This is a genomic window from Flavobacterium sp. IC2-16, assembly GCF_055521455.1.
The window spans coordinates 957,965-980,125 of the sequence record NZ_CM145480.1; the positions used below are offsets into that span (position 1 = coordinate 957,965).

The window sequence follows — 22,161 nt, forward strand, 5'->3', positions numbered from 1 at the left end:
CATTTTTAAAATGTATAGGTATATCCTAAATCGATATTGTATTCGTTAAATGTTATTCCGGTATTGGATTTGGCTTTATTATCAAGGTAAACACCCGTTAAAACAATCCCGTGGTGTTCATTAAACTTATACGTGTTTTGGAATGTAAAATTCAAAATATCCGCAAATTGCTCATGATTTAACTTTTGTTGTGTTCCATTTGCTGTTAAAGACATCATGAGTTTATTATTGAAAAAAGGTTTACTTGCATTTATTCCAATTCCGTTTAAGCGATTCAAATTCGCATTAGAATCAAAAATTGAAAGCAAGTAAGAAGCTCCAAGAGTAAGTCCGATTTTGTTGAACATTACCGAGCTAGTATAATTCAAGTTGTCTGCTTGAAATTCGGTCAAATTCGCCGTATTTGGATTTCTATCTGTCATCCATTGACGATTTGCCATTAGCGTATGGAAATGCGTTATTTTTTCCTTGATAAAAGTAAGACGTGGCATAACCATCATGTTTTGCGAAACAAATGACTGTTGTGTGGCTTGATTTGGAATTTTTAATCCTTTTCCCTGTTCACCCGAATAATTAGCATACATAGCATTAACACCAAATTTTGAAGTAACTGCCCAATCAATACCTAAATTCCCAATAATTCTTTTAGTTGTATAGGATTTCTTTTTTAGCAAATTATCATGTTGATGCCCGAAACTAGAGGTGATTTTTAATTTATTTTTTAACAAAAACACTGAAGGCTCTATGGTAATGTTTTCAATATCCGTCTGAAAATAATAAGCTCCCATACTCTGAAAGTCGGGTTCCACTCGGCGGTATTTTGCTTTAATACGATAGTTTTTTTCTTCGTAACGAACTTCGGTTTGATACGAATTATACCATTGAGTAGAAGTGTTTACAGTTAGTAGCGATTTAAACTTACTCACTGTAGCTGCTTCATCACCTGAAAAAGGCAATGCACGAACATCACGGGTATAAATACTGGTTGCGATATCGGCATCCCAAAACAAATGGTTTATAAGTTTCAATCTTGACGAAATCCCTGCCACCACATTTTCGGCTGGTAAAACTTCCGTTTGAGTAGGTACCGTATTCAATGAATTTTCATCGTCTTTCCCTTTAAGTATAATAAAATCGACATGACTACTTTCGGTTCCATAACCCATTTTCATTGCATAACCCATTCGTTTAAAAGCAGGAGTTATTGCTACAGGAGAATTAAGATTTTCTTTAACAGCCCGATTCAATCGCCCATAAAGTGCCCCGAATCTGAATTTTCCCGGATTAAGCTCAACACCAACTCCCATAGCTGTTTGACCTGACCATGTAAAGGGAGACCATGTTAAATTTGTATAGCCAATATGAGCTTTAGCCCATTTGTAGGTAGGACTCAAACAAAACTGATTGAATGGCTGACGAAATGAACGCTCTTGTTCACTTACCGTAAACGAAAATGGAATTTCAACACCGTATAATTTCAACAACGGATTTCCAGTTGCATACCATGAGAAATCTTTTCTTCTAGGATCAATTCCTGTAGCATTATAATACGAACCAAACAACGTGAAATTACCCGAAAATTCAACAGGTTTTGATTCTGATAGGTGTTCAATGTCTTGAGCGTTTCCACAAAATGAAAATCCTACAATCAGGAAAATCAGTACGCCCCAAACATTTTTTAAATTTGACATAGATTTTTAAATTTTAAATCAAAAAATATCGATAAAAAGCAAATAAAACCGACGAAGTGCTGGATTTCCGAATTATCCTATTTTAAAGCGCTTACGGCCTGCTTCGGTATTGTTTTTAACAAAATTTTAGGCCAAATTTGCGGTTGGAATTCGGTTAAAAAAACAACCGATATACAAACGACATTTTAAATAGACGAACAACCGTTTTGAAGATTTAATTTTGAGAGGAGGATATGAAACAATTCAATTGTATTATTGTTGATGATGAGGAAATAGATCGCTTAATGACGCTCTCTTGTGTAAAAAAATTTCCAAATCTAACTATCGTAGGCGTTTTTGATTCTGGAGAAAAAGCACTTCAAGCAATTGAAGAAAATACTGTTGACATTCTATTTCTTGACATTGACATGCCTGAATCCAGCGGGCTCGAAATTCGCAAAAAAGCACAACATATCCCTGTTTGCATATTTATAACTTCACATCCGGAACATGCGGTAGAAAGTTTTGAACTACAAACCTTAGACTTTATTGTAAAACCAATTAAAGCGGCACGATTTGAACAAACCATGAAACGCATTGAAGAGTTTATGGAAATTCGTGAAAAAGTAGCTTTGTTTGAATCTTCTATTGGTGGTGATTCAATTTATATAAAAGAAGGGCACAAACAAACCAAAGTAAACCTACATGACATTCTGTACTTAGAAGCGTTAAAAGATTACACTTTAGTAGTTACTGAAACCAAAAGACATTGTGTTCTATCCAGTATTGGTACACTTTTAAAAGAAAGTCACTTTCAGTCGTTTATTCGTATTCATAGAAGTTTCGCGGTTCAAAAACAATTTGTAAAAAAGATTAGCACACAAGAAGTAGAATTAAACAACAGTACCATAATCCCTATTGGTCGTAGTTATAAAGATAATTTAAGTTTTATTGTATGAGAAAAATCGGTTTGATTTTACTCTTATTTCCTTTTTTATTTTTCGGTCAAATTCGAAACACACAAGCCATTTCATTACTCGAAGCTTGTGAAACTATTAAAAACGATGGCGATTATAAAAAATTGATTGATTACGCTAGCAAAGGCATAAACATCTCACAAAGTGATTCCTACTTTCAGGCACGGTTCACGTTTTATAAGGCGTATGGCTACGAATACGATAACAACCAATACGAAAAGGCTATCCCGTATTTTGAAGCTTCATGGAACTATGCTAAAAAAAACAAAAACTTAAAGGAAGAAACGTTGGCCATCATGCGTTTGAATTACTTGTATTATTCTACTAAACAATTTCAAAAACGCGAAAATCTGATTGCTTATATTAAACAAGTTTTAGATACTACAAAAAACATATACACTCAAGGTATTTTAAATGGAAGCTTGGGAGAATATTATTTAGACAATTCGGAAATAGAAAAATTTATCGGTTACAAACTAAAAGCCATTGAATACCGAAAAAAATTTCCGAAGGATGATACTAAAAACACCATCAACATTGGGATTTCATATTCTCAAATTGGTCAAGCTTACATAAAAATGAAGCAATTTGACAAAGGAATCGAATACTCAAATTATGCCAAACCTTACTTAAAAGAATCGCCCAATGCCTTGGCTTTTTTATACAACGACTACATAAAATGTTATACAGGGAAACAAAATCTGGACAGTATTTCCAAATATTACAATGGCGTTTACAATCTAATTTCCAGAGAAGACTCACTACATATTTGTGTGAGCTCTGCTAATAGGTATATGAGTGAATATTTCATTGCAAAACAAGATTTAAAAAATGCAACTTTATATGCTACCAAAGCGATGACTTTTGCAAAAAAATCGAATGACGATGAAATTCTGATGGAAGCTCAGGTTACCGAAGGAAAATTACTTTTTAAAACGAAACAATATCAAAAAGCAATTACCGTCTTAAAACAAGCTGCTGTTCATGCTTTTGAATTCGACAAAAATTCGTTTATCGTCATTCATCAATTGCTATCGGATAGTTATGCAGCCATGGGCAATTGGAATCAGGCGTACTATCACCAAAAAATTTATTCTCAGGCCAACGAAAAACTACTACAGGAATCGGCAAAACAAACTATTGCTAATGCTGAAGCACAATTTCAAAACCGAACCAAACAAGAAAAGATCAATTTACTTTCTGCCGAAAACAAGGTGAAAAATCTGGAAATTGAAAACACCCGAAAAAATCAGATATACTTAACGCTAGGTTTTCTGCTTTTATTGACAATTGCCGGTTTATTATATCGTCAGAACATCAACCGAAGAAAAACCAACAAAAAATTACAAACGCTTAACACCGAACTCGACTTAGCAAATAAAACTAAAGCTCGATTTTTTAGCATAATCAATCACGATTTAAGAAGTCCGGTTGCCAATCTTATTCACTATTTGCATTTACAACAAGATAACCCGGAATTGTTCGACGAAGAAAGCAAAAAACGATTAGAACAAAAAACAATAACCGGAGCGGAGAATTTGCTTTCGTCTATGGAAGATTTATTGTTGTGGAGTAAAGGACAAATGGAAAACTTCACTCCCGAATTCAAAGACATTACTGTTGCTTCTATTTTTGAAGATATTCAAAAGCATTTTTACAATTTTGACGCTATCGATTTTCAATTTGTAAACAATGAAAATATGATTGTTAAAACCGATGAAAATTACCTTAAAACCATCGTTAGAAATCTTACTGGAAACGCGATTAAAGCATTAGAAACCACTGAAAAACCAACAATTGTCTGGAAGGCTTGGTCCGAAAACGGCAGGAAATACATCTCTGTTACCGATAATGGACCGGGTGGCAGTCAAAAACAATTTAAGGCCTTATATGATGAGACCGAAGTTGTAGGTATTAAAACCGGTTTAGGCTTACATTTAATTCGTGATTTAGCCAAAGGAATTGGCTGTCAAATAAAAATTGATCCAAATACTAAAACGGGAACAACTTTTATTTTATCAATTTAATCTGAAGTTAATTTGCAATCGTTCCAACTCGCTCAATACCGCGTTTGAAATACCTACTTTCAATTTACGACTCGGCATACTCAATTTGGTAACCACACGAATTTCTTCTTTTTCTTCGGGTATGGTTAACGCAACTTCTTCCATATTCTCATCCGAATCAACATCCGAATCCAGAACTTCATCGGTTTCGTTTAACTCACTTACTACTGGTACCTCAACAATCGTTTTTATACGCTCTAATTCCATTACTTCGAAAGTCACAGTTGTTTCCCCAGAATTAGCCTTGAACAATTCATTGAGTTCCATGATAAGCTGTTCTCGCAACTCATTAATAGCGAATTGTAGAATAAGTTTTTTAGAAAATTTAGGCAACACATCCTGCAATTGCAACACATCCAAAAACTGTAAACGCGGATCGGATTTTTTTCCAGTTTCTTTATTCGTCCAACCCTCTTTCACATTCAATCGTATGTAAACGAAATGGTTCTGCCCTAAATAATGACGGAACTTCAAATATTCTTCATCAAAAATTCGGAATTCATAACTTTCATCATAGCCTTCTAAATTAAACGTTGCCCATCCTTTACCGTTTTTTGCTACACGATGTTGCACGTTGGTTACAATTCCTCCAACCGCAATATTTTTACCTACATGCGGATTCAAATCCTTTAAAGCTTCCAATCGTGTTGGACAGAAATATTTCATTTCAAATTTATAATCATCTAGTGGATGACCTGAAATGTATATTCCAACAACCTCTTTTTCCTTGGCCAATTTCTCCATAGTATACCACTCTTCACATGGTGGAACTGTTGGTTCTGGAATTTGAACTTCGGAGGCATCGCCAAACAAACTTACTTGCGATGAATTTTCGTTTTCCTGCATTTTAGCACCATAGCGCATTGCTTTTTCCAAGAATGTGATATTATCGCCATCATGATGAAAATACTGCGCACGGTGTGTATCAATAAAACAATCGAAACCTCCAGCCAAAGCTAAATTTTCGAAAGCTTTTTTATTGGCAGCGCGCAAATCAATACGTTTAGCCAAATCAAAAATAGATTTATAATTTCCTTCTTTTCGGTTATCTACAATGGTTTGAACCGCACCAGCCCCTACACCTTTTATGGCGCCCATTCCAAAACGTACCGCATAATTTTCATTTACGGTAAATTTATAATACGATTCATTTACGTCTGGCCCTAATACCGCCAATCCCATGCGTTTACATTCTTCCATGAAAAACGAAACCTGCTTGATATCGTTCATGTTGTTGGAAAGTACCGCAGCCATATATTCGGCAGGATAATGCGCTTTCAAGTAAGCCGTTTGATAGGCAATCCAAGCGTAACAAGTCGAGTGGGATTTGTTGAAAGCATAACTTGCAAACGCTTCCCAGTCGGTCCAGATTTTATCTAGTTTTTGCTCGTCATGTCCATTGGCTTTTGCTTGATCGATGAATTTGGACTTCATCTTATCCAGTACATCTTTCTGTTTTTTACCCATCGCTTTACGAAGAACGTCGGCATCACCTTTGGAGAAATTCGCCAACTTCTGCGACAAAAGCATCACCTGCTCCTGGTACACCGTAATTCCGTAGGTTTCCGCTAAATACTCTTCACAAGCATCTAAGTCGTATGTGATTTCTTCCTCGCCATTTTTTCTACGTACAAAAGATGGAATATACTCCAACGGTCCCGGACGATATAACGCGTTCATCGCAATCAAATCTCCAAAAACGTTAGGTTTAAGTTCTTTCATGTATTTCTGCATCCCGGGCGACTCGTACTGGAAAATACCAACGGTTTCACCTCTTTGGAACAGTTCGTATGTTTTTTGGTCATCAATTGGGAATGTATCCGGATCGAGCTGAATTCCGGTACGGTATTTTACCAATTTAACCGTATCTTTTATTAAGGTTAAGGTTTTTAGCCCAAGGAAGTCCATTTTAAGCAAACCAGCACTTTCGGCTACGGAGTTGTCGAACTGTGTTACGTACAAATCCGAATCTTTAGCCGTGGTTACCGGAACGAAATTGGTAATGTCATCGGGCGTGATGATTACCCCACAGGCGTGAATTCCGGTATTTCGAAGTGAACCTTCCAATACTTTTGCCTGCTGAATGGTTTCTCCCGCCAAATCTTCTTCGTTGGCAATAGCAATTAATTCTTTTACGCGGTCGAATTCTTCAGACGACTTCAAGGCCTTTTTTACTTCCCCTTCGTCTTCTACTAGAAATCGTGCTAAATTCCATTTGGATGGCATCATGGCCGGAATCAATTTCGCAATTCTATCGGCTTCAAACAAAGGCAAATCCAACACACGCGCGGTATCACGAATCGCAGACTTAGTAGCCATTTTACCGTACGTGATAATCTGCGCTACTTGGTTCGCTCCGTATTTATTGATTACGTAGTCCATGACGAGTCCGCGGCCCTCGTCATCGAAGTCAATATCGATATCGGGCATGGATACACGGTCAGGGTTTAGGAAACGCTCAAAAAGCAAGTCGTATTTAATGGGGTCGATGTTGGTAATTCCTAAACAGTACGCAACGGCAGAACCCGCTGCAGAACCACGTCCTGGCCCAACGGAAACACCCATTTTACGCGCTTCGGCAATGAAATCCTGTACAATTAGGAAGTAACCGGGATATCCAGAATTGGAAATGGTTAACAACTCAAAATCCAAACGCTCTTGGATATCGGGCGTGATTTCTTCGTAGCGTCGTTTGGCGCCTTCCATTGTAAGGTGACGCAAATAGGCATTTTCTCCACGCACTCCGCCATCCGCTTGATCTTCTGCTACTTTAAATTCATCTGGGATATCGAATTTCGGAAGCAATACGTCGCGGTACAACGAATAGGCTTCGACTTTATCAATAATTTCCTGAATGTTGATAATCGCTTCGGGCAAATCGGCAAAGAGTTTTTTCATCTCCGCCTCCGATTTGAAATAGTATTCCTGATTTGGTAAACCGTAACGATAGCCACGGCCACGGCCAATTGGTGTTGCCTGTTTCTCGCCGTCTTTTACACACAACAAAATATCGTGCGCATTGGCGTCTTCTTTGGCTACGTAATACGTATTGTTGGTCGCAATCAGTTTTACATTGTGTTTTCGGGCAAAAGCAATTAAGGTTTGGTTGACGCGGTTTTCGTCTTCCTGATTATGGCGCATCACTTCGATGTAGAAATCGTCCCCGAATTGGGATTTCCACCAAATCAAAGCTTCTTCCGCTTGGTTTTCACCAATATTTAGAATTTTGCTCGGAATTTCCCCATACAGGTTTCCGGACAAAACGATAATGTCTTCTTTGTATTTTTCAACTACCGTGCGGTCAATCCTTGGCACATAATAAAATCCATCGGTATAAGCGATGGACGCCATTTTTGCCAGATTGTGGTAGCCTTTTTTATTCTTCGCTAAAAAAACAACCTGATACCCGTTGTCTTTTTTGGTTTTGTCTTTGTGCTCGTCACAGATGTTGAACGTACAACCTACAATGGGTTTTACAATCGTTTCCGTTGGCGCTTCACCGTTTTCTTCTGCAGCTTTGTTTTTTCCTTCGGCCGCTTTATTATGATTCAACACAGCACTCACGAAATGAAACGCCCCCATCATGTTCCCTACATCGGTCATTGCCACAGCCGGCATATTATTTTTTACCGCTGCATTTACCAAAGCGTTTATTGAAATGGTGGATTGCAAAACCGAGAATTGCGAATGATTATGCAAATGTGCAAACGCAGCATGTGCTAAATCTTTTTTATCGTCTTCTGAAACGGTTTGAACAACTTCTTCCTGCTGAATTTGCTTTAAGCGTGTGCGAATTTCATCGGATGCTTTTTTCAGGTTGATGTGTTGCAACCCAATGAGCTGAATTACTTGCGGATTGCTTTCGCGAAAACGCGTGTAATAGTCTTCGGTGACATCGAGTTCTTCCTTGGTAAAAACTTCACGTTTAATTAACTCTAAGAAACAGCGGGTCGTCGCTTCCACGTCGGCGGTTGCGTTGTGGGCTTCTGCAAACGGTTCGCCGAATAAATATTGGTGTAACTCGGTTAGGGTTGGTAGTTTGTAGCGTCCACCACGACCTCCGGGTAGTTTTAACAATTCGGCAGTGGTTTCGGTACAGGTGTCCAAGACCGGCATTTTAACCATATCGGAACCTATGTTCATACGGTGGAATTCACACCCCATGATGTTGACGTCGAAACCAACATTTTGCCCTACTATGTACTTGGCTTTCGACAAGGCAATGTTGAATTTTTCCAACACTTCCATAAGCGATACACCTTGCTCCATGGCCAATTCGGTGGAAATACCGTGAATACGCTCGGCATCGTAGGGAATATTAAACCCATCCGGTTTTACCAAATAATCTTGATGCTCGACCAGATTTCCCATCTCGTCGTGCAACTGCCAGGCGATTTGAATACAACGCGGCCAGTTATCGGTATCGGTAATTGGTGCCGACCAACTGCGTGGTAATCCGGTGGTTTCGGTATCGAAGATTAAATACATTCAACTGAGTTTTAAGCTTTAAGCAAGATGCCGTAAGCGAATTTTAGGTTGAAACAAAAATACATTTTAAGAAGCGGATTGTCAATTTTAGTTATTAACAAACACACCAAACGACAACTTTTCAGCCCCGGTTGAGCCGGTAGCACTGAAACGAAGTGGAAGACTAAAGGCGAAGACGGGAACGACCATCCCTAAAAAAACAAAATGTCTCGCTACAAAAAAACAAAACACCTATAAATAAAAAACCATCTCGATGTGAGATGGTTTTGTAATAATATAAAATAAAGCCTAGTATCTTCCTCCTCTATTATTTCCTCCGCCGTAGTTTCCACCACCGCGGTTGTTTCCGTAACCACCACCACCTGAGCGGTTGTTATTGAAACTTCTTCTTTCACCTTCCGGTTTCGGCTCAGACTTGTTCACAACGATAGCACGTCCTTCAACAGTTGCACCGTTAAGTTCTTCAATGGCTTTAAGCGCTTCCGCTTCATTTTCCATTTCAACAAAACCAAATCCTTTACTTCTTCCTGTAAATTTATCGGTGATGATTTTAACTGAAGTCACTGTTCCGTATACCCCAAAAGAATCTCTTAAATCTGCTTCGTCAATTGAGAACGGAAGACTTCCTACAAAAATGTTCATATAACTATTTTAAAATTTCGGTAAAGGTAGACTATTATTTTTCTAAATCACTCATACTTAACCTTTTTCTTTAAAAATATTTTATACGGCACCCGTTACTTTTTTTTAAATTAAATTATTTTATATGACAAACTTTTCTATCTTTGCACCCTTAAATAACCGAGGTCGAGTACCTCAAATTAATCATTAAAGATTATGTCAGTAAAAATTAGATTACAAAGACATGGTAAAAAAGGGAAACCTTTTTACTGGATCGTAGCGGCAGATGCTCGCGCAAAAAGAGATGGTAAATTCTTAGAGAAAATCGGAACTTACAATCCAAACACTAACCCTGCAACTATCGACTTGAACATGGACAAGGCGGTTACTTGGTTATTCAATGGTGCTCAGCCAACTGACACTGCAAGAGCTATCCTTTCGTACAAAGGTGCTTTATTAAAACACCACCTAGAAGGAGGAGTTCGTAAAGGTGCTTTAACTGCTGAACAAGCTGAAGCTAAATTAGCGGCTTGGTTAGAAGCAAAAGCTGGTAAAGTTGATGCTAAAAAAGCTGGTTTATCTAAAGCAGAAGCTGATGCAAGAGCAAAAGCATTAAAAGCTGAGAAAGAAGCTAACGAAAAACGTATCGCTGCTCAAGCTGAAGCTGCAAAAGCAGAAGAAGCTACAGAAGAGGTTGCTGAAGAAGTAGCAGAAGCTGCAACTGAAGAAGCTCCAGCTGTTGAGGAAAACAACGAAGAAACAGAAGCTTAATTTTAAAGCGATTCCATGCGTAAAGAAGATTGTTTCTATTTAGGTAAAATCGCAAAAAAATTTAGTTTTAAAGGGGAAGTTCTAATCTATTTGGATACAGACGAACCCGAAATGTATGAAGATATGGAATCAGTTTTTGTCGAACTCGGCAAAAATCTGGTTCCATTTTTTATTGAAAAAAGCCAACTTCACAAAGGCGATTTTTTAAGAGTTAAATTTGAAGAAGTGGACACCGAAGAAGATGCCGATCGTATTATGGGCTCTGAAATCTACCTCCCCTTAAACATGTTGCCGAAACTGGAAGGCAACAAATTTTATTTCCATGAAGTCATTGGTTTTGATGTAGAAGATGTTCGTTTGGGGAATATTGGAAAAATTGTTTCTATTAACGATTCTACCGCCCAACCGCTTTTTGAAATTATGAAAGGTGATATCGAAATCTTAATCCCGATGATTGACGATTTTATTGTAGCTGTAGACCGCACGAATAAAAAAGTAGTTTTAAACACTCCCGAAGGCTTGGTAGATCTTTACTTAGATGCTTAGACTCACTTCGCGATTAGACTACTTAGACCGCTTCGTGATTAGATTATTGGACTTGCTTCGCGATTAGATTATTGGACTCGCTTCGCTTTTAGAATATTAGACTTTCTTAGACTTTAAAAATCTGAACTTCTAACTTTCTAAAAATGTCTAATTTTCTAAAAATCTAACCTTCTAACTTTCTAAAAATGTCTAAATTTCAATTCAAACAGTTCACTATTCAACAAGAACGTTGCGCCATGAAAGTGGGTACCGATGGCGTTTTACTAGGTGCTTGGACGCCGCTTATCAACAATCCATACACTATTTTAGATATTGGCACCGGAACCGGGTTAATTGCCTTAATGTTGGCACAACGCAGTACTGCTGAGCAAATTGACGCCATTGAAATTGATGACGATGCCTACGAACAAGCTACCGAGAATTTTGAAAACTCGCCTTGGAACGACCGCTTGTATTGTTATCATGCCGGCTTGGACGAATTTGTAGATGAAGTAGACGAAGAATTTGACTTGATTGTTTCCAACCCGCCATTTTACACCGACGAGTACAAATCTGGAGATGCGCCACGCGACAATGCCCGCTTTGAAGATTCACTACCTTTTGAAGAACTGGTAGAAGCTGCCGATTTTTTCTTGTCTGATCATGGGATTTTCTCTTTAATCGTCCCTTATAAAGAAGAAGAAAAAATACTAGCCCTTTGCCAGGAAAGAGGTCTATTCCCTTTAAAAATCACCCGTGTTAAAGGCACCCCAACTGCCGAAATCAAACGCAGCTTAATGGCTTTTACACGAATAGAGCAAACTCCTTTAGTGGATGAATTGGTGATTGAAACGGCAAGACACCAATACACACCCGAATATGTAGCGTTGACAGAGGCGTTTTATTTGAAAATGTAATCTTAAATTCAACTAAGCAATTTTTCTAAATTATAAAAATTATAACTTTCACAAATTGAATAGTTAAATATCTTTATGTACTTTTGTAAACCAAAAAATAACAACTAAAATGAAACGAGCACTAGGTATCACGTTTGATTAAAAACACTACATCTTTGCGCGTTACATATGACTAAAAAAATAAAAACTGCATATGAAACCAGATTTATTTCAATCGCCGGATTATTACTTGTTAGACGATTTACTAACAGACGAACATAAATTAGTACGTGACGCAGCACGCGCATGGGTAAAAAAAGAAGTTTCTCCAATTATTGAAGAATACGCTCAAAAAGCCGAATTCCCAAAACAAATTGTAAAAGGTTTAGGTGAAATTGGTGGTTTTGGTCCTTATATTCCTGTAGAATACGGTGGTGCCGGTTTAGATCAAATTTCATACGGTTTAATCATGCAAGAAATTGAGCGTGGTGATTCTGGTGTACGTTCTACATCATCGGTACAATCTTCGTTGGTAATGTACCCAATCTGGAAATATGGTAACGAAGAGCAACGCATGAAATATTTACCAAAATTAGCTACTGGTGAATGGATTGGATGTTTCGGTTTAACCGAGCCAGATTACGGTTCAAACCCAGGTGGCATGGTAACTAATTTTAAAGATATGGGTGACCACTATCTATTAAACGGGGCCAAAATGTGGATTTCTAATGCTCCTTTTGCTGATATTGCTGTAGTTTGGGCAAAAGACGAAACTGGAAGAATTCACGGTTTAATTGTAGAAAGAGGCATGGAAGGTTTCTCTACTCCAGAAACACACAACAAATGGTCGTTACGAGCTTCGGCTACCGGAGAGCTTATTTTTGATAACGTAAAAGTTCCGAAAGAAAACTTATTACCAAACAAATCTGGTTTAGGTGCTCCGCTAGGATGTTTAGATTCTGCTCGTTACGGTATTGCTTGGGGTGCTATTGGTGCTGCTATGGATTGTTACGATACGGCTTTGCGTTATTCTAAAGAAAGAATCCAGTTCGACAAACCAATTGGTGCTACGCAGTTACAACAAAAGAAATTGGCTGAAATGATTACTGAAATCACGAAAGCGCAATTGTTAACTTGGAGATTGGGTGTTTTAAGAAACGAAGGAAGAGCTACATCGGCACAAATTTCTATGGCAAAACGTAACAACGTAAACATGGCTATCGAGATTGCTCGTGAAGCACGCCAGATGTTAGGTGGAATGGGAATTACTGGAGAATACTCGATTATGAGACACATGATGAACTTAGAGTCGGTTATCACCTACGAAGGAACACACGACATTCACTTGTTAATCACAGGTATGGATGTTACCGGTTTTGCTGCTTTCAAATAAGAGGAATCTTAATTTTCGATAAAATCAATGTTAAAAGCTTCTCTAAAACGGGAAGCTTTTTTACTTTTGTTAAACGCGAAACAAATCCGATTGGATATTGTTTTTCGTATATATAAATAAAAATTGCCCTATGAATATCCAGACCATAAATTATTCCATTCAAAAACAACGCGAGCAACTGTTAAACCACTCGTTGTATGCCCAAATTCAAAACATAGACGATTTACGTCATTTTTTAGAAGGACACGTATATGCCGTTTGGGATTTCATGTCGTTGTTAAAAGCTTTACAAGCGAAGCTTACTTGTACAACAACCCCTTGGTTCGCGTCTGCTAATCCAGAAACTCGTTATTTGATTAATGAGATTGTTTTAGCCGAAGAATCCGACCTAACTTTAGATGGAAAAAGATTAAGCCATTTTGAAATGTATTTGGATGCGATGAATACCTGTGGTGCAAATACCGCTCAAATTGACGCTTTTTTAAACAGTGTGATTTCGATGCAAAATATTTTTGTTTCGATTAAAATCAGTGATTTAAATCCAAAAATAAAGGAGTTTCTAAATTTTACTTTTGAAGTAATTGAACATGGTAAAGCGCATGAGATTGCCGCAGCATTTACTTTTGGTCGCGAAGATTTGATTCCGGAAATGTTTACCGAAATCTTAAAAAAATTCAAAGCAAATTTCCCCGATGTGGATTTATCCAAACTAATTTATTATTTCGAAAGACATATAGAATTAGATGGAGATGATCACGGTCCAATGGCCATGCAAATGATCTCGGAACTTTGTGGCGAAGACCACCAAAAATGGAAAGAAGTAGAAGCTATTTCTATTCAAGCCTTAGAAAAAAGAATTGGCTTATGGGATGCGATTGAAGAACATATTAACGAAAGTCATTTAGCAACTACATAAAAAAAATCCCGACTAGATCGGGATTTTTTATTTATGATTCTGGAGCCAGCTCCACAGCTAAACCATCTATTTCGGGAGTGATTTGAATTTGGCAACCCAATCGACTGTTTTCTTTTACATTAAAAGCCTCCCAAAGCATCGCATCTTCATCGGGATTTTTTTCGGGTAATTCTACATCGTTTAGAACATAACATTGACAAGATGCACACATGGCCATCCCACCACATATTCCAATGGTTCCTTCAGGCGCCAATTCGTATGCTCGAACCAACTCCATGATGTTCATGTTCATATCGGTAGGCGCTTGAACTTCGTGTCTTACACCGTTACGATCGGTTATAAAAATGGTTACGTCCTGACTCATCTTACTCAATTGCTTTTACAACAGCTTTTTCAGCTTCTTTTCTGGTTCCGTCGAAACCATCAACACCGGAAACCGTAGTGTATTTCAATACATATTTTTTACCAGGATTCAATTTATTATACACCGATTGGCACATTAAAGTAGCCTCGTGAAAACCACACAAAATCAGTTTCAATTTCCCCGGATAGGTATTTACATCACCAATCGCGTAAATTCCTTCGATATTGGTTTGATAATCTAAGGCATTGTTTACTACGATGGCATTTTTCTCGATTTCTAAGCCCCAGTTGGCAATTGGACCTAATTTTGGTGTTAACCCAAAAAGTGGAATAAAATAATCGGTAGCCACATTCATGCGTGCTCCATTTACTTCAATATCAACCGACTCAATACGTTCTGAACCTTTAAATCCAACCACTTCACCTGGTGTAATTAATTTAATTTTTCCTGCATGTTTTAATTCCTGTACTTTTTCTACAGAATCTAATGCGCCACGGAACTCATTTCTCCTGTGCACCAAGGTTACCTCTGATGCTACATTAGAAAGGAAAATACTCCAATCTAAAGCCGAATCTCCTCCACCAGAAATCACAACGCGTTTACCACGGTATTTTTCAGGATCTTTTACAAAATAATCCACCCCGCGATCTTCCAATTCGTAAAACTCTAAATCTTTCAGAATTGGCTTTCTAGGCTCAAAACTACCTAAACCACCAGCAATTGCAACAGCTTTTGCTTTATGCTCGGTACCTTTATTAGTGGTTACAATGAAGCTTCCATCATCCAATTTCTGAATGGTTTCGGCTACTTCGCCTAAAGTAAAACCAGGTTGAAACTGTTTGATTTGCTCCATTAAATTCGTTACCAAATCGCCTGCTAATACCGATGGAAAGCCTGGTATATCGAAAATAGGTTTTTTAGGATATAATTCGGTTAACTGTCCGCCTGGTTGCGGCAAACCGTCTATGATATGGCATTTTAGTTTTAGAAGTCCTGCTTCAAAAACAGCAAAAAGTCCCGTAGGACCAGCGCCGATGATGAGTATATCTGTTTCAATCATTTTTTTTAAGTTTCAGAGTAACAAAGCTACAAAGTTGCAAAGTCAACAAACATGATTAATGTCAGGTTTGCGTGAGATTTGAAATTAAAAGGAGGACAACCAGTGGCTGTCAGGTACGACACCATACTTCAACAAATCACCACGCTCTATGATGATTTACACTATGCAATATTCACCACAGTTTCAATTTGTGGTGCGTATTTTTTTATTGTGGTTTCTACTCCAGCTTTCAATGTCATCTGATTGATTTTGCACGAAGTACAAGCACCTTCCAAACGTACTCTCACATGTTTCCCTTCTTCAATATCAACCAAAGTGATATCGCCACCGTCTGAATTTAAAAACGGTCGGATTTCATCTAAGGCTTTTTCTATAGTACTTTTTAATTCTTCTGAATTCATCATTTTAGATTGTTGGGTTGTTAGACCTCTTAGATTACTAGATTTTTTAGATCGTTAGACTTCTTAGATTTTTAGACGTAAGCCAAAAAATCTAAAAGTTCTAATTGTCTAAGAAGTCTAACATTCTAATATCATTATTTCTTAACTGCAGAACATCCTGCCATCGTGGTTATTTTAATTGCTTCGGTTGGTGGCAAATTATCGTTACGACGAACGGTTTCTGCTACCACATTTCGCGCCAATTCCTCAAAAGAAGCTTGTACTGGTGTAGCAGTTTGTAAGGCTGCCGGACGACCGTAATCGCCTGCTTCACGAATGCTTTGTACTATAGGCACTTCTCCTAAAAATGGCACATTTAAATCTTCTGCAAGATTTTTAGCTCCTTCTTTTCCGAAGATATAATATTTGTTATTTGGCAATTCTTCCGGTGTAAAATAAGCCATGTTTTCAATGATTCCTAAAACAGGCACGTTGATGCTTTCGTTTTGGAACATAGCCACTCCTTTTTTAGCATCGGCTAAAGCTACCGCTTGTGGAGTACTTACTACAACGGCTCCGGTAATTGGCAACGATTGCATAATCGACAAGTGGATATCACCAGTTCCCGGTGGCAAGTCAAGCAACATGAAATCCAACTGACCCCAATCGGCATCGAAAATCATTTGATTTAAGGCTTTGGCAGCCATAGGACCTCTCCAAATAACCGCTTGATCAGGGCTAGTGAAAAATCCGATGGATAAAATTTCCACACCGTATCCGGTAATTGGTTTCATTTTAGATTTACCATCTACTTCAACTGTGATGGGTTTTGCACCTTCCACATCGAACATAATTGGCATGGACGGACCATAAATATCGGCATCTAAGACACCTACTTTAAAGCCCATATTGGCTAAGGTTACAGCTAAATTAGCGGTGATTGTAGATTTACCCACACCACCTTTTCCAGAAGAAACAGCAATAATATTGCTAATACCCGGAATTGACTTTCCTTTGATTTGTGGTTTCTCTGGTGCTTCTACCTTTATGTTTACTTTTACTTTGGCTTTATCGTAGATTTTTTCATGGATTACTTTGATAATATCTACTTCCGCTCTTTTTTTAATGTGCATGGCTGGTGTAGTTAAAAGCAAATCTACTACTACCTCATCACCAAATGTGATTACGTTTTGTACGGCTCCACTTTCCACCATGTTTTTTCCTTCTCCGGCTATGGAAATGGTTTCCAAGGCGCTAAGGATTTCTTTTCTATCTAATTTCATTGTATTTGAGGATGCTTAAATCTTTAGGAATCAAATCTTTATTAAGACTGATTCTCGATTGCAAAGATAGTGAAATAAGTTGCAAAGACACAAAGTTTCAAAGTCACAAAGTTTTGCAAGCATTTTGGTCTAAAACTGTATCGGCGGCTCCCAAAAATGCTTTTTGAAATCGATGATTTGGTTGTCTTTCACTTTAACACCTTCACTTTCCAACAATTGTTGCATCAAATTGGTTCCGTCAAAATGATGTTTTCCTGTTAAAACCCCATTCCGATTGACTACGCGATGTGCTGGAATGTCTTCTTTTAAATGAGAAGCATTCATGGCCCAACCCACCATTCTAGCCGAACGGGCAGCTCCTAAAGCTTTAGCTATTGCCCCATAGGAAGTAACTTTGCCATACGGTATTTGACGGGCAATGTCGTAAACGCGTTCAAAAAAATTATCGCTATTGGCAGCCATTAGCTCTTTAATATTTTCAACAAAGTAATAATAGAGATTACCCCTGTAACAGTTCCGATAATATAGTTCCCATTTTCCATTAAGAAAGAAGGCTTATCGGTTTCTTTCTTCTTAAAAAACAAAATATAAAGGTAAAACATTAAGAATGACCCTATTACAGTACCCATTACAAAAAGCCATATATACGATTGATTAAAGAAAAACCAACCTTTTCGAGAAAACCAAACGCTTAAAAAAACATAATAAGGTATTGGCAGTAAATTCAAAAAAGACAATAACATGCCGAGAAAAAAACGACTCGTTTTGCTTTTCATTTTTAATTCTTCCTCTTTTTTCTTTTTCTTTTTTCCGGCCCAAAAAAAATAGCCCGTTAATCCCACAAAAATAAACAAACCTATTTCCTGTAACATTACGACCACTTCGGGATTGCGATCGATAAATTTAGCAAATATAACTGCTATATAAGTTTGAAAAATTACCGTTACACTGGCTCCTAACGCAAATACAATTGCGCGGTTTCTTCCATCAACTGCACTTACTTTTGCTGCTGTCATGTTTAACAAACCAGGCGGTGCCACTCCAACAGAAGCGGCCGTAAACCCAAGTAATAATGGTAAAAAATAATTCACTATTTAATTTTAAACTGAATGTAAGTTATCGCTTTGTTTTGCTCCAAATACTGACTCTCATAAAAAGTCTGAATAGCCGTTACTACTTCTGGAGAACCTTCGTTTTTATATACATTATGATTGGCATAAATCACTTCATGCCCTTGACCGTGCAATAAACCCAATGTATATCCGTGCATGAATTCACTATCGGTTTTCAAATTCATCAATCCGCCACGCTTCAATATCTTTTTATAGCGTTGTAAGAACTCCGAATTGGTCAACCTATGTTTCGTACGTTTGTATTTAATTTGAGGATCGGGAAAGGTGATCCAAATTTCGTCTACTTCTCCTTCTGCAAAACAATTTTCAATCAATTCGATTTGTGTACGAAGAAAAGCTACGTTATGCATGCCACCTTCAACAGCCGTTTTAGCACCACGCCAAAAACGAGCGCCTTTAATATCTATTCCAATAAAATTTTTATCTGGATAACGTTCAGCTAGACCAACTGAATATTCTCCTTTACCACAACCCAATTCCAAAACTAACGGGTGGTTGTTTTTGAAAACTTCTTTATTCCACTTTCCTTTCAATGAAAAAGCATCACCCATAACTTCTTCACGAGTGGGTTGAAACACATTGTGAAAGGTTGAATTTTCGTTGAATCGTTTTAATTTATTTTTACTTCCCACGACTTAATTTAAAATTTTGGTAAAATTAAGGAAATATACAGCAATAAAAATAGTTTTACTTTGCATTGGTAATTTTAAAGCCAAATATACTTAATTTACCAGAGGATTATTGGTTACGAAATGGTTAACATTTTCGATTTCATTATATAAAGAATGCAGAAAAAAAGAATTTTAGTAGCTCCTTTAAATTGGGGATTAGGTCATGCCACACGATGCATCCCTATTATTGAGGCCCTTGAAAATAACAATTTTGAACCTATAATTGCTTCAGACGGTGTAGCGTTGGCTTTATTAAAAAAAGAATTTCCACATCTAACCGCCTTAGAATTACCTTCCTATAAAATTGAATACGCACAAAACGGAGCAAATTTCAAATGGAAGCTTTTTAAACAAATCCCGAACATGTTCAATGCTGTTCGAAGTGAGCGAAAAACAGTTCAAAAATGGATTAACACCTATGAAATTGATGGAATAATTTCGGACAACCGATTGGGCGTAAACTCCAACAAAAGAACATCGGTTTTTATTACGCATCAATTGAATGTTTTAACCGGGAATACATCTTGGATTACCACGAAAATCCATCAACAATTCATCAAAAAATTTAAAGAATGTTGGATTCCCGACGCTTCAGAAAAACCAAATTTATCAGGAAAACTGGGCCATTTGAAAAACAGTTCTTTACAACTCAAATATATCGGTCCGCTAAGCCGAATCCATAAAAAGCAATTGGAAGAGATTTATGATTTGATGGTAATTTTATCGGGTCCTGAGCCTCAAAGAACTTTATTGGAAAACAAACTCAAAGAAGAATTAAAAAACTACAACGGCAACGTATTGTTTATTAGAGGTGTGGTTGAAAACGAGCAAAAAGTATCCCGTCGTTTCAACATTACATGCTACAATTACATGAATAGCAAAGAATTGGAAACCGCTTTTAACCAAAGTAAAGCCGTATTATGTCGTTCAGGATATACTACAATTATGGATTTGGCTAAATTGGGCAAAAAAGCTTTTTTCATTCCGACACCTGGTCAATACGAACAAGAATATTTAGCAAAAAAGTTAAAGAAAAAAGGATTGGTTCCTTCGTGCAAACAAGACGATTTTAAAGTTGACCATCTCCTTCAAATAGACTTATACAAAGGTTTAAGTGATGTTGGCAAAGAAGAAATTACCTGGAAAGAATTATTTCAGGTTTTCGAATAATATTGAACTAACGTGACTTTTCAAGCGTAAACGAAAACTCCGAACCATAGCCAAATTTACTCTCTACGTAAATTTTCTCTTCGTGGGCTTCGATAATGTGTTTAACAATAGATAAACCTAAACCGGAACCCCCTTCAGAACGTGCTCCACTTTTGTCAACACGGTAAAAACGTTCAAACAATCGAGATATATGTTGTTTTTCGATTCCTTCACCGTTATCGGTAACCCGAATAATGACTTTGTTGTTCACTAGATCTTCAATACTTACTTCGGTTGTCCCATCCGTTTTACCATATTTAATCGAGTTCATCACTAAATTGGTAAGTACTTGTTCTATTTTTTCCTGATCGGCCAACACTTTTACCGGCTTGGTGTATTTTTTATCGAACATTAAGATGATGTTTTTTTCATCGGCTTTCATTTCAAGCAAATCAAAAACATTCTGCACGACATCTACAATATTGAACTCCGATACATCTAGATTAAGATCACCGGTTTCCAATTTGGTAATCATATCTAAATCCTTAACAATGTAAATCAATCGTTCAACCCCTTTTTCGGCACGTTGCAAATATTTTTTCAGCAACACCTTATCTTTCATGGCACCGTCTAGCAAAGTTGACAAATACCCTTGAACCGTAAAAAGAGGAGTTTTAAGCTCGTGGGATACATTCCCTAAAAATTCTCTTCGGTATTCCTCACGAATTTTTAAAGTCTCAATTTCAATTTTTTTATCCGTAGCAAATTTTTGTACTTCTCGGGTAAGCGTAGCCATATCGGTAGTTACCGGCTTGCTCCTTAAAATGGTAGAATCGAGAAGCGAAACATCGTCATAGATTTTCTTTACCCTTCTGTAAATAAAATGCTCCACCCTGTATTGTAATACAAAAAAGGAGAAGAGCATCGTGAATAAGGCAAATAACCCTATAAATTTTAAATTTATTTCAAGAAAAAAATACAATAAAATAGTCACTAAACCCGTAGCAAACAACGTGATATAGAACGATGATTTAACAGCAAACTTATATGACTTCTTAAAGTTTATACTCATTTACAGCTCCAGCTTATAGCCTACTCCTTTAATGGTTTTAAACAAATCGTCTCCAATTTTTTCACGTAATTTACGAATATGGACATCAATGGTTCTTCCACCAACAACGACTTCATTACCCCAAACTTTATCCAGAATTTCTTCTCTTTTAAATACTTTACCTGGTTTTGAAGCTAACAGATAAAACAATTCGAATTCCTTTCTAGGCAAAACGATTTCAGTTCCGTTATTGATTATTTTATATTCTTCACGATTGATTTCGATATCACCAATTTTCAAAACATCGTTTAAGTTGTTTTCGTCTTTAAGTCGACGTAACAATGCTTTTACTTTACTTACCAATACTTTAGGTTTTATTGGCTTGGCAATATAATCATCGGCACCGGCGTCAAATCCCGCTACTTGCGAATAATCCTCGCTTCTTGCAGTTAAGAAAGTGATTATAACATCGGATAGCTCGGGCATTTTTCGAATATTTTCACAGGCTTCCATACCATCCATTTCCGGCATCATCACGTCCATGATAATTAAATGAGGTAATTCTTTTTTTGCCTTTACAACAGCTTCTTTACCATTGCTAGCCGTTATAATTTGATAGCCTTCTTGCGACAAGTTATATCCCACAATTTCTAGGATATCTTGTTCGTCATCAACCAATAAAATTTTAATGTCTTTCTTTTTCATAAATGGACACTCTTGTGTGTTTTCGGGACGTAAAGGTAAAGA

Annotated in this window: 20 protein-coding genes; 8 read left to right on the forward strand and 12 right to left on the reverse strand. The window is 37.3% G+C overall.

What is annotated here, in order from left to right; all coding sequences use genetic code 11:
- Nucleotides 1–5: 5 nt before the first annotated feature.
- The gene (locus ACZ1JT_RS04290) at nt 6–1,691 is read right to left on the reverse strand and encodes a hypothetical protein (RefSeq protein WP_465094924.1); all 1,686 of its coding nucleotides are present in this window, start codon (nt 1,689–1,691) and stop codon (nt 6–8) included.
- Between the two features lie 233 nt (nt 1,692–1,924).
- On the opposite strand from ACZ1JT_RS04290, the gene ACZ1JT_RS04295 reads away from it, so the two are divergent.
- Both ACZ1JT_RS04295 and ACZ1JT_RS04300 read left to right on the forward strand, forming a co-directional pair.
- The gene (locus tag ACZ1JT_RS04295; protein WP_465094925.1) at nt 1,925–2,629 is read left to right on the forward strand and encodes a LytR/AlgR family response regulator transcription factor; all 705 of its coding nucleotides are present in this window, start codon (nt 1,925–1,927) and stop codon (nt 2,627–2,629) included.
- The gene (locus ACZ1JT_RS04300) at nt 2,626–4,674 is read left to right on the forward strand and encodes a tetratricopeptide repeat-containing sensor histidine kinase (protein WP_465094926.1); all 2,049 of its coding nucleotides are present in this window, start codon (nt 2,626–2,628) and stop codon (nt 4,672–4,674) included. The genes ACZ1JT_RS04295 and ACZ1JT_RS04300 overlap by 4 nt, the downstream gene beginning before the upstream one ends.
- Here the strand turns inward: ACZ1JT_RS04300 and dnaE are convergent.
- Together dnaE and ACZ1JT_RS04310 are read right to left on the reverse strand one after the other, a co-directional pair.
- On the reverse strand, nt 4,666–9,201 hold the full coding sequence (gene dnaE / locus ACZ1JT_RS04305; RefSeq protein WP_465094927.1) for a DNA polymerase III subunit alpha: 4,536 nt from the start codon (nt 9,199–9,201) through the stop codon (nt 4,666–4,668). The genes ACZ1JT_RS04300 and dnaE overlap by 9 nt on opposite strands.
- 288 nt (nt 9,202–9,489) lie before the next feature.
- On the reverse strand, nt 9,490–9,843 hold the full coding sequence (locus ACZ1JT_RS04310) for an RNA recognition motif domain-containing protein (RefSeq protein ID WP_465094928.1): 354 nt from the start codon (nt 9,841–9,843) through the stop codon (nt 9,490–9,492).
- 195 nt (nt 9,844–10,038) lie between these two features.
- Here ACZ1JT_RS04310 and ACZ1JT_RS04315 point away from each other — a divergent pair, with 195 nt between their 5' ends.
- From ACZ1JT_RS04315 to ACZ1JT_RS04335, 5 genes are all read left to right on the forward strand, one after another.
- Nucleotides 10,039–10,593, forward strand: coding sequence for a 30S ribosomal protein S16 (locus ACZ1JT_RS04315; protein WP_465094929.1), 555 nt, complete (start codon nt 10,039–10,041; stop codon nt 10,591–10,593).
- A 15-nt stretch (nt 10,594–10,608) separates the two neighbouring features.
- Entirely contained in the window at nt 10,609–11,139 is a 531-nt protein-coding gene (gene rimM / locus ACZ1JT_RS04320; protein WP_465094930.1) for a ribosome maturation factor RimM, read from the forward strand.
- 185 nt (nt 11,140–11,324) lie between these two features.
- On the forward strand, nt 11,325–12,035 hold the full coding sequence (locus ACZ1JT_RS04325) for a tRNA1(Val) (adenine(37)-N6)-methyltransferase (RefSeq protein WP_465094931.1): 711 nt from the start codon (nt 11,325–11,327) through the stop codon (nt 12,033–12,035).
- A 193-nt stretch (nt 12,036–12,228) separates the two neighbouring features.
- The gene (locus ACZ1JT_RS04330) at nt 12,229–13,407 is read left to right on the forward strand and encodes an acyl-CoA dehydrogenase family protein (protein ID WP_465094932.1); all 1,179 of its coding nucleotides are present in this window, start codon (nt 12,229–12,231) and stop codon (nt 13,405–13,407) included.
- A 130-nt stretch (nt 13,408–13,537) separates the two neighbouring features.
- Entirely contained in the window at nt 13,538–14,323 is a 786-nt protein-coding gene (locus tag ACZ1JT_RS04335; protein WP_465094933.1) for a DUF3050 domain-containing protein, read from the forward strand.
- A 31-nt stretch (nt 14,324–14,354) separates the two neighbouring features.
- Here the strand turns inward: ACZ1JT_RS04335 and ACZ1JT_RS04340 are convergent, their stop codons facing one another.
- From ACZ1JT_RS04340 to trmB, 7 genes are all read right to left on the reverse strand, one after another.
- Entirely contained in the window at nt 14,355–14,687 is a 333-nt protein-coding gene (locus ACZ1JT_RS04340) for a 2Fe-2S iron-sulfur cluster-binding family protein (protein WP_465094934.1), read from the reverse strand.
- A gap of 1 nt (nt 14,688) precedes the next feature.
- The gene (locus ACZ1JT_RS04345; protein ID WP_465094935.1) at nt 14,689–15,747 is read right to left on the reverse strand and encodes an NAD(P)/FAD-dependent oxidoreductase; all 1,059 of its coding nucleotides are present in this window, start codon (nt 15,745–15,747) and stop codon (nt 14,689–14,691) included.
- 161 nt (nt 15,748–15,908) lie between these two features.
- Nucleotides 15,909–16,148, reverse strand: coding sequence for a NifU family protein (locus ACZ1JT_RS04350; protein ID WP_465095275.1), 240 nt, complete (start codon nt 16,146–16,148; stop codon nt 15,909–15,911).
- Nucleotides 16,149–16,282: 134 nt separating this feature from the next.
- On the reverse strand, nt 16,283–17,410 hold the full coding sequence (locus ACZ1JT_RS04355) for an Mrp/NBP35 family ATP-binding protein (RefSeq protein WP_465094936.1): 1,128 nt from the start codon (nt 17,408–17,410) through the stop codon (nt 16,283–16,285).
- Nucleotides 17,411–17,539: 129 nt separating this feature from the next.
- The gene (locus ACZ1JT_RS04360) at nt 17,540–17,872 is read right to left on the reverse strand and encodes an MGMT family protein (protein ID WP_465094937.1); all 333 of its coding nucleotides are present in this window, start codon (nt 17,870–17,872) and stop codon (nt 17,540–17,542) included.
- A complete protein-coding gene (locus ACZ1JT_RS04365) occupies nt 17,872–18,501 on the reverse strand; it encodes a LysE family transporter (protein WP_465094938.1) in 630 nt (209 codons plus the stop codon). Before ACZ1JT_RS04365 ends, ACZ1JT_RS04360 begins: the two co-directional genes overlap by 1 nt.
- Nucleotides 18,501–19,175 carry a tRNA (guanosine(46)-N7)-methyltransferase TrmB gene (gene trmB, locus ACZ1JT_RS04370; RefSeq protein ID WP_465094939.1) on the reverse strand — a complete coding sequence of 225 codons (675 nt, stop codon included), beginning with the start codon at nt 19,173–19,175 and terminating at the stop codon, nt 18,501–18,503. Before trmB ends, ACZ1JT_RS04365 begins: the two co-directional genes overlap by 1 nt.
- Before the next feature lie 153 nt (nt 19,176–19,328).
- On the opposite strand from trmB, the gene ACZ1JT_RS04375 reads away from it, so the two are divergent.
- The gene (locus ACZ1JT_RS04375; protein ID WP_465094940.1) at nt 19,329–20,384 is read left to right on the forward strand and encodes a glycosyltransferase; all 1,056 of its coding nucleotides are present in this window, start codon (nt 19,329–19,331) and stop codon (nt 20,382–20,384) included.
- A gap of 7 nt (nt 20,385–20,391) precedes the next feature.
- On the opposite strand, the gene ACZ1JT_RS04380 is transcribed toward ACZ1JT_RS04375, so the two are convergent.
- A complete protein-coding gene (locus ACZ1JT_RS04380) occupies nt 20,392–21,435 on the reverse strand; it encodes a sensor histidine kinase (RefSeq protein WP_465094941.1) in 1,044 nt (347 codons plus the stop codon).
- Entirely contained in the window at nt 21,436–22,119 is a 684-nt protein-coding gene (locus ACZ1JT_RS04385) for a response regulator transcription factor (RefSeq protein ID WP_465094942.1), read from the reverse strand.
- Nucleotides 22,120–22,161 lie beyond the last annotated feature (42 nt).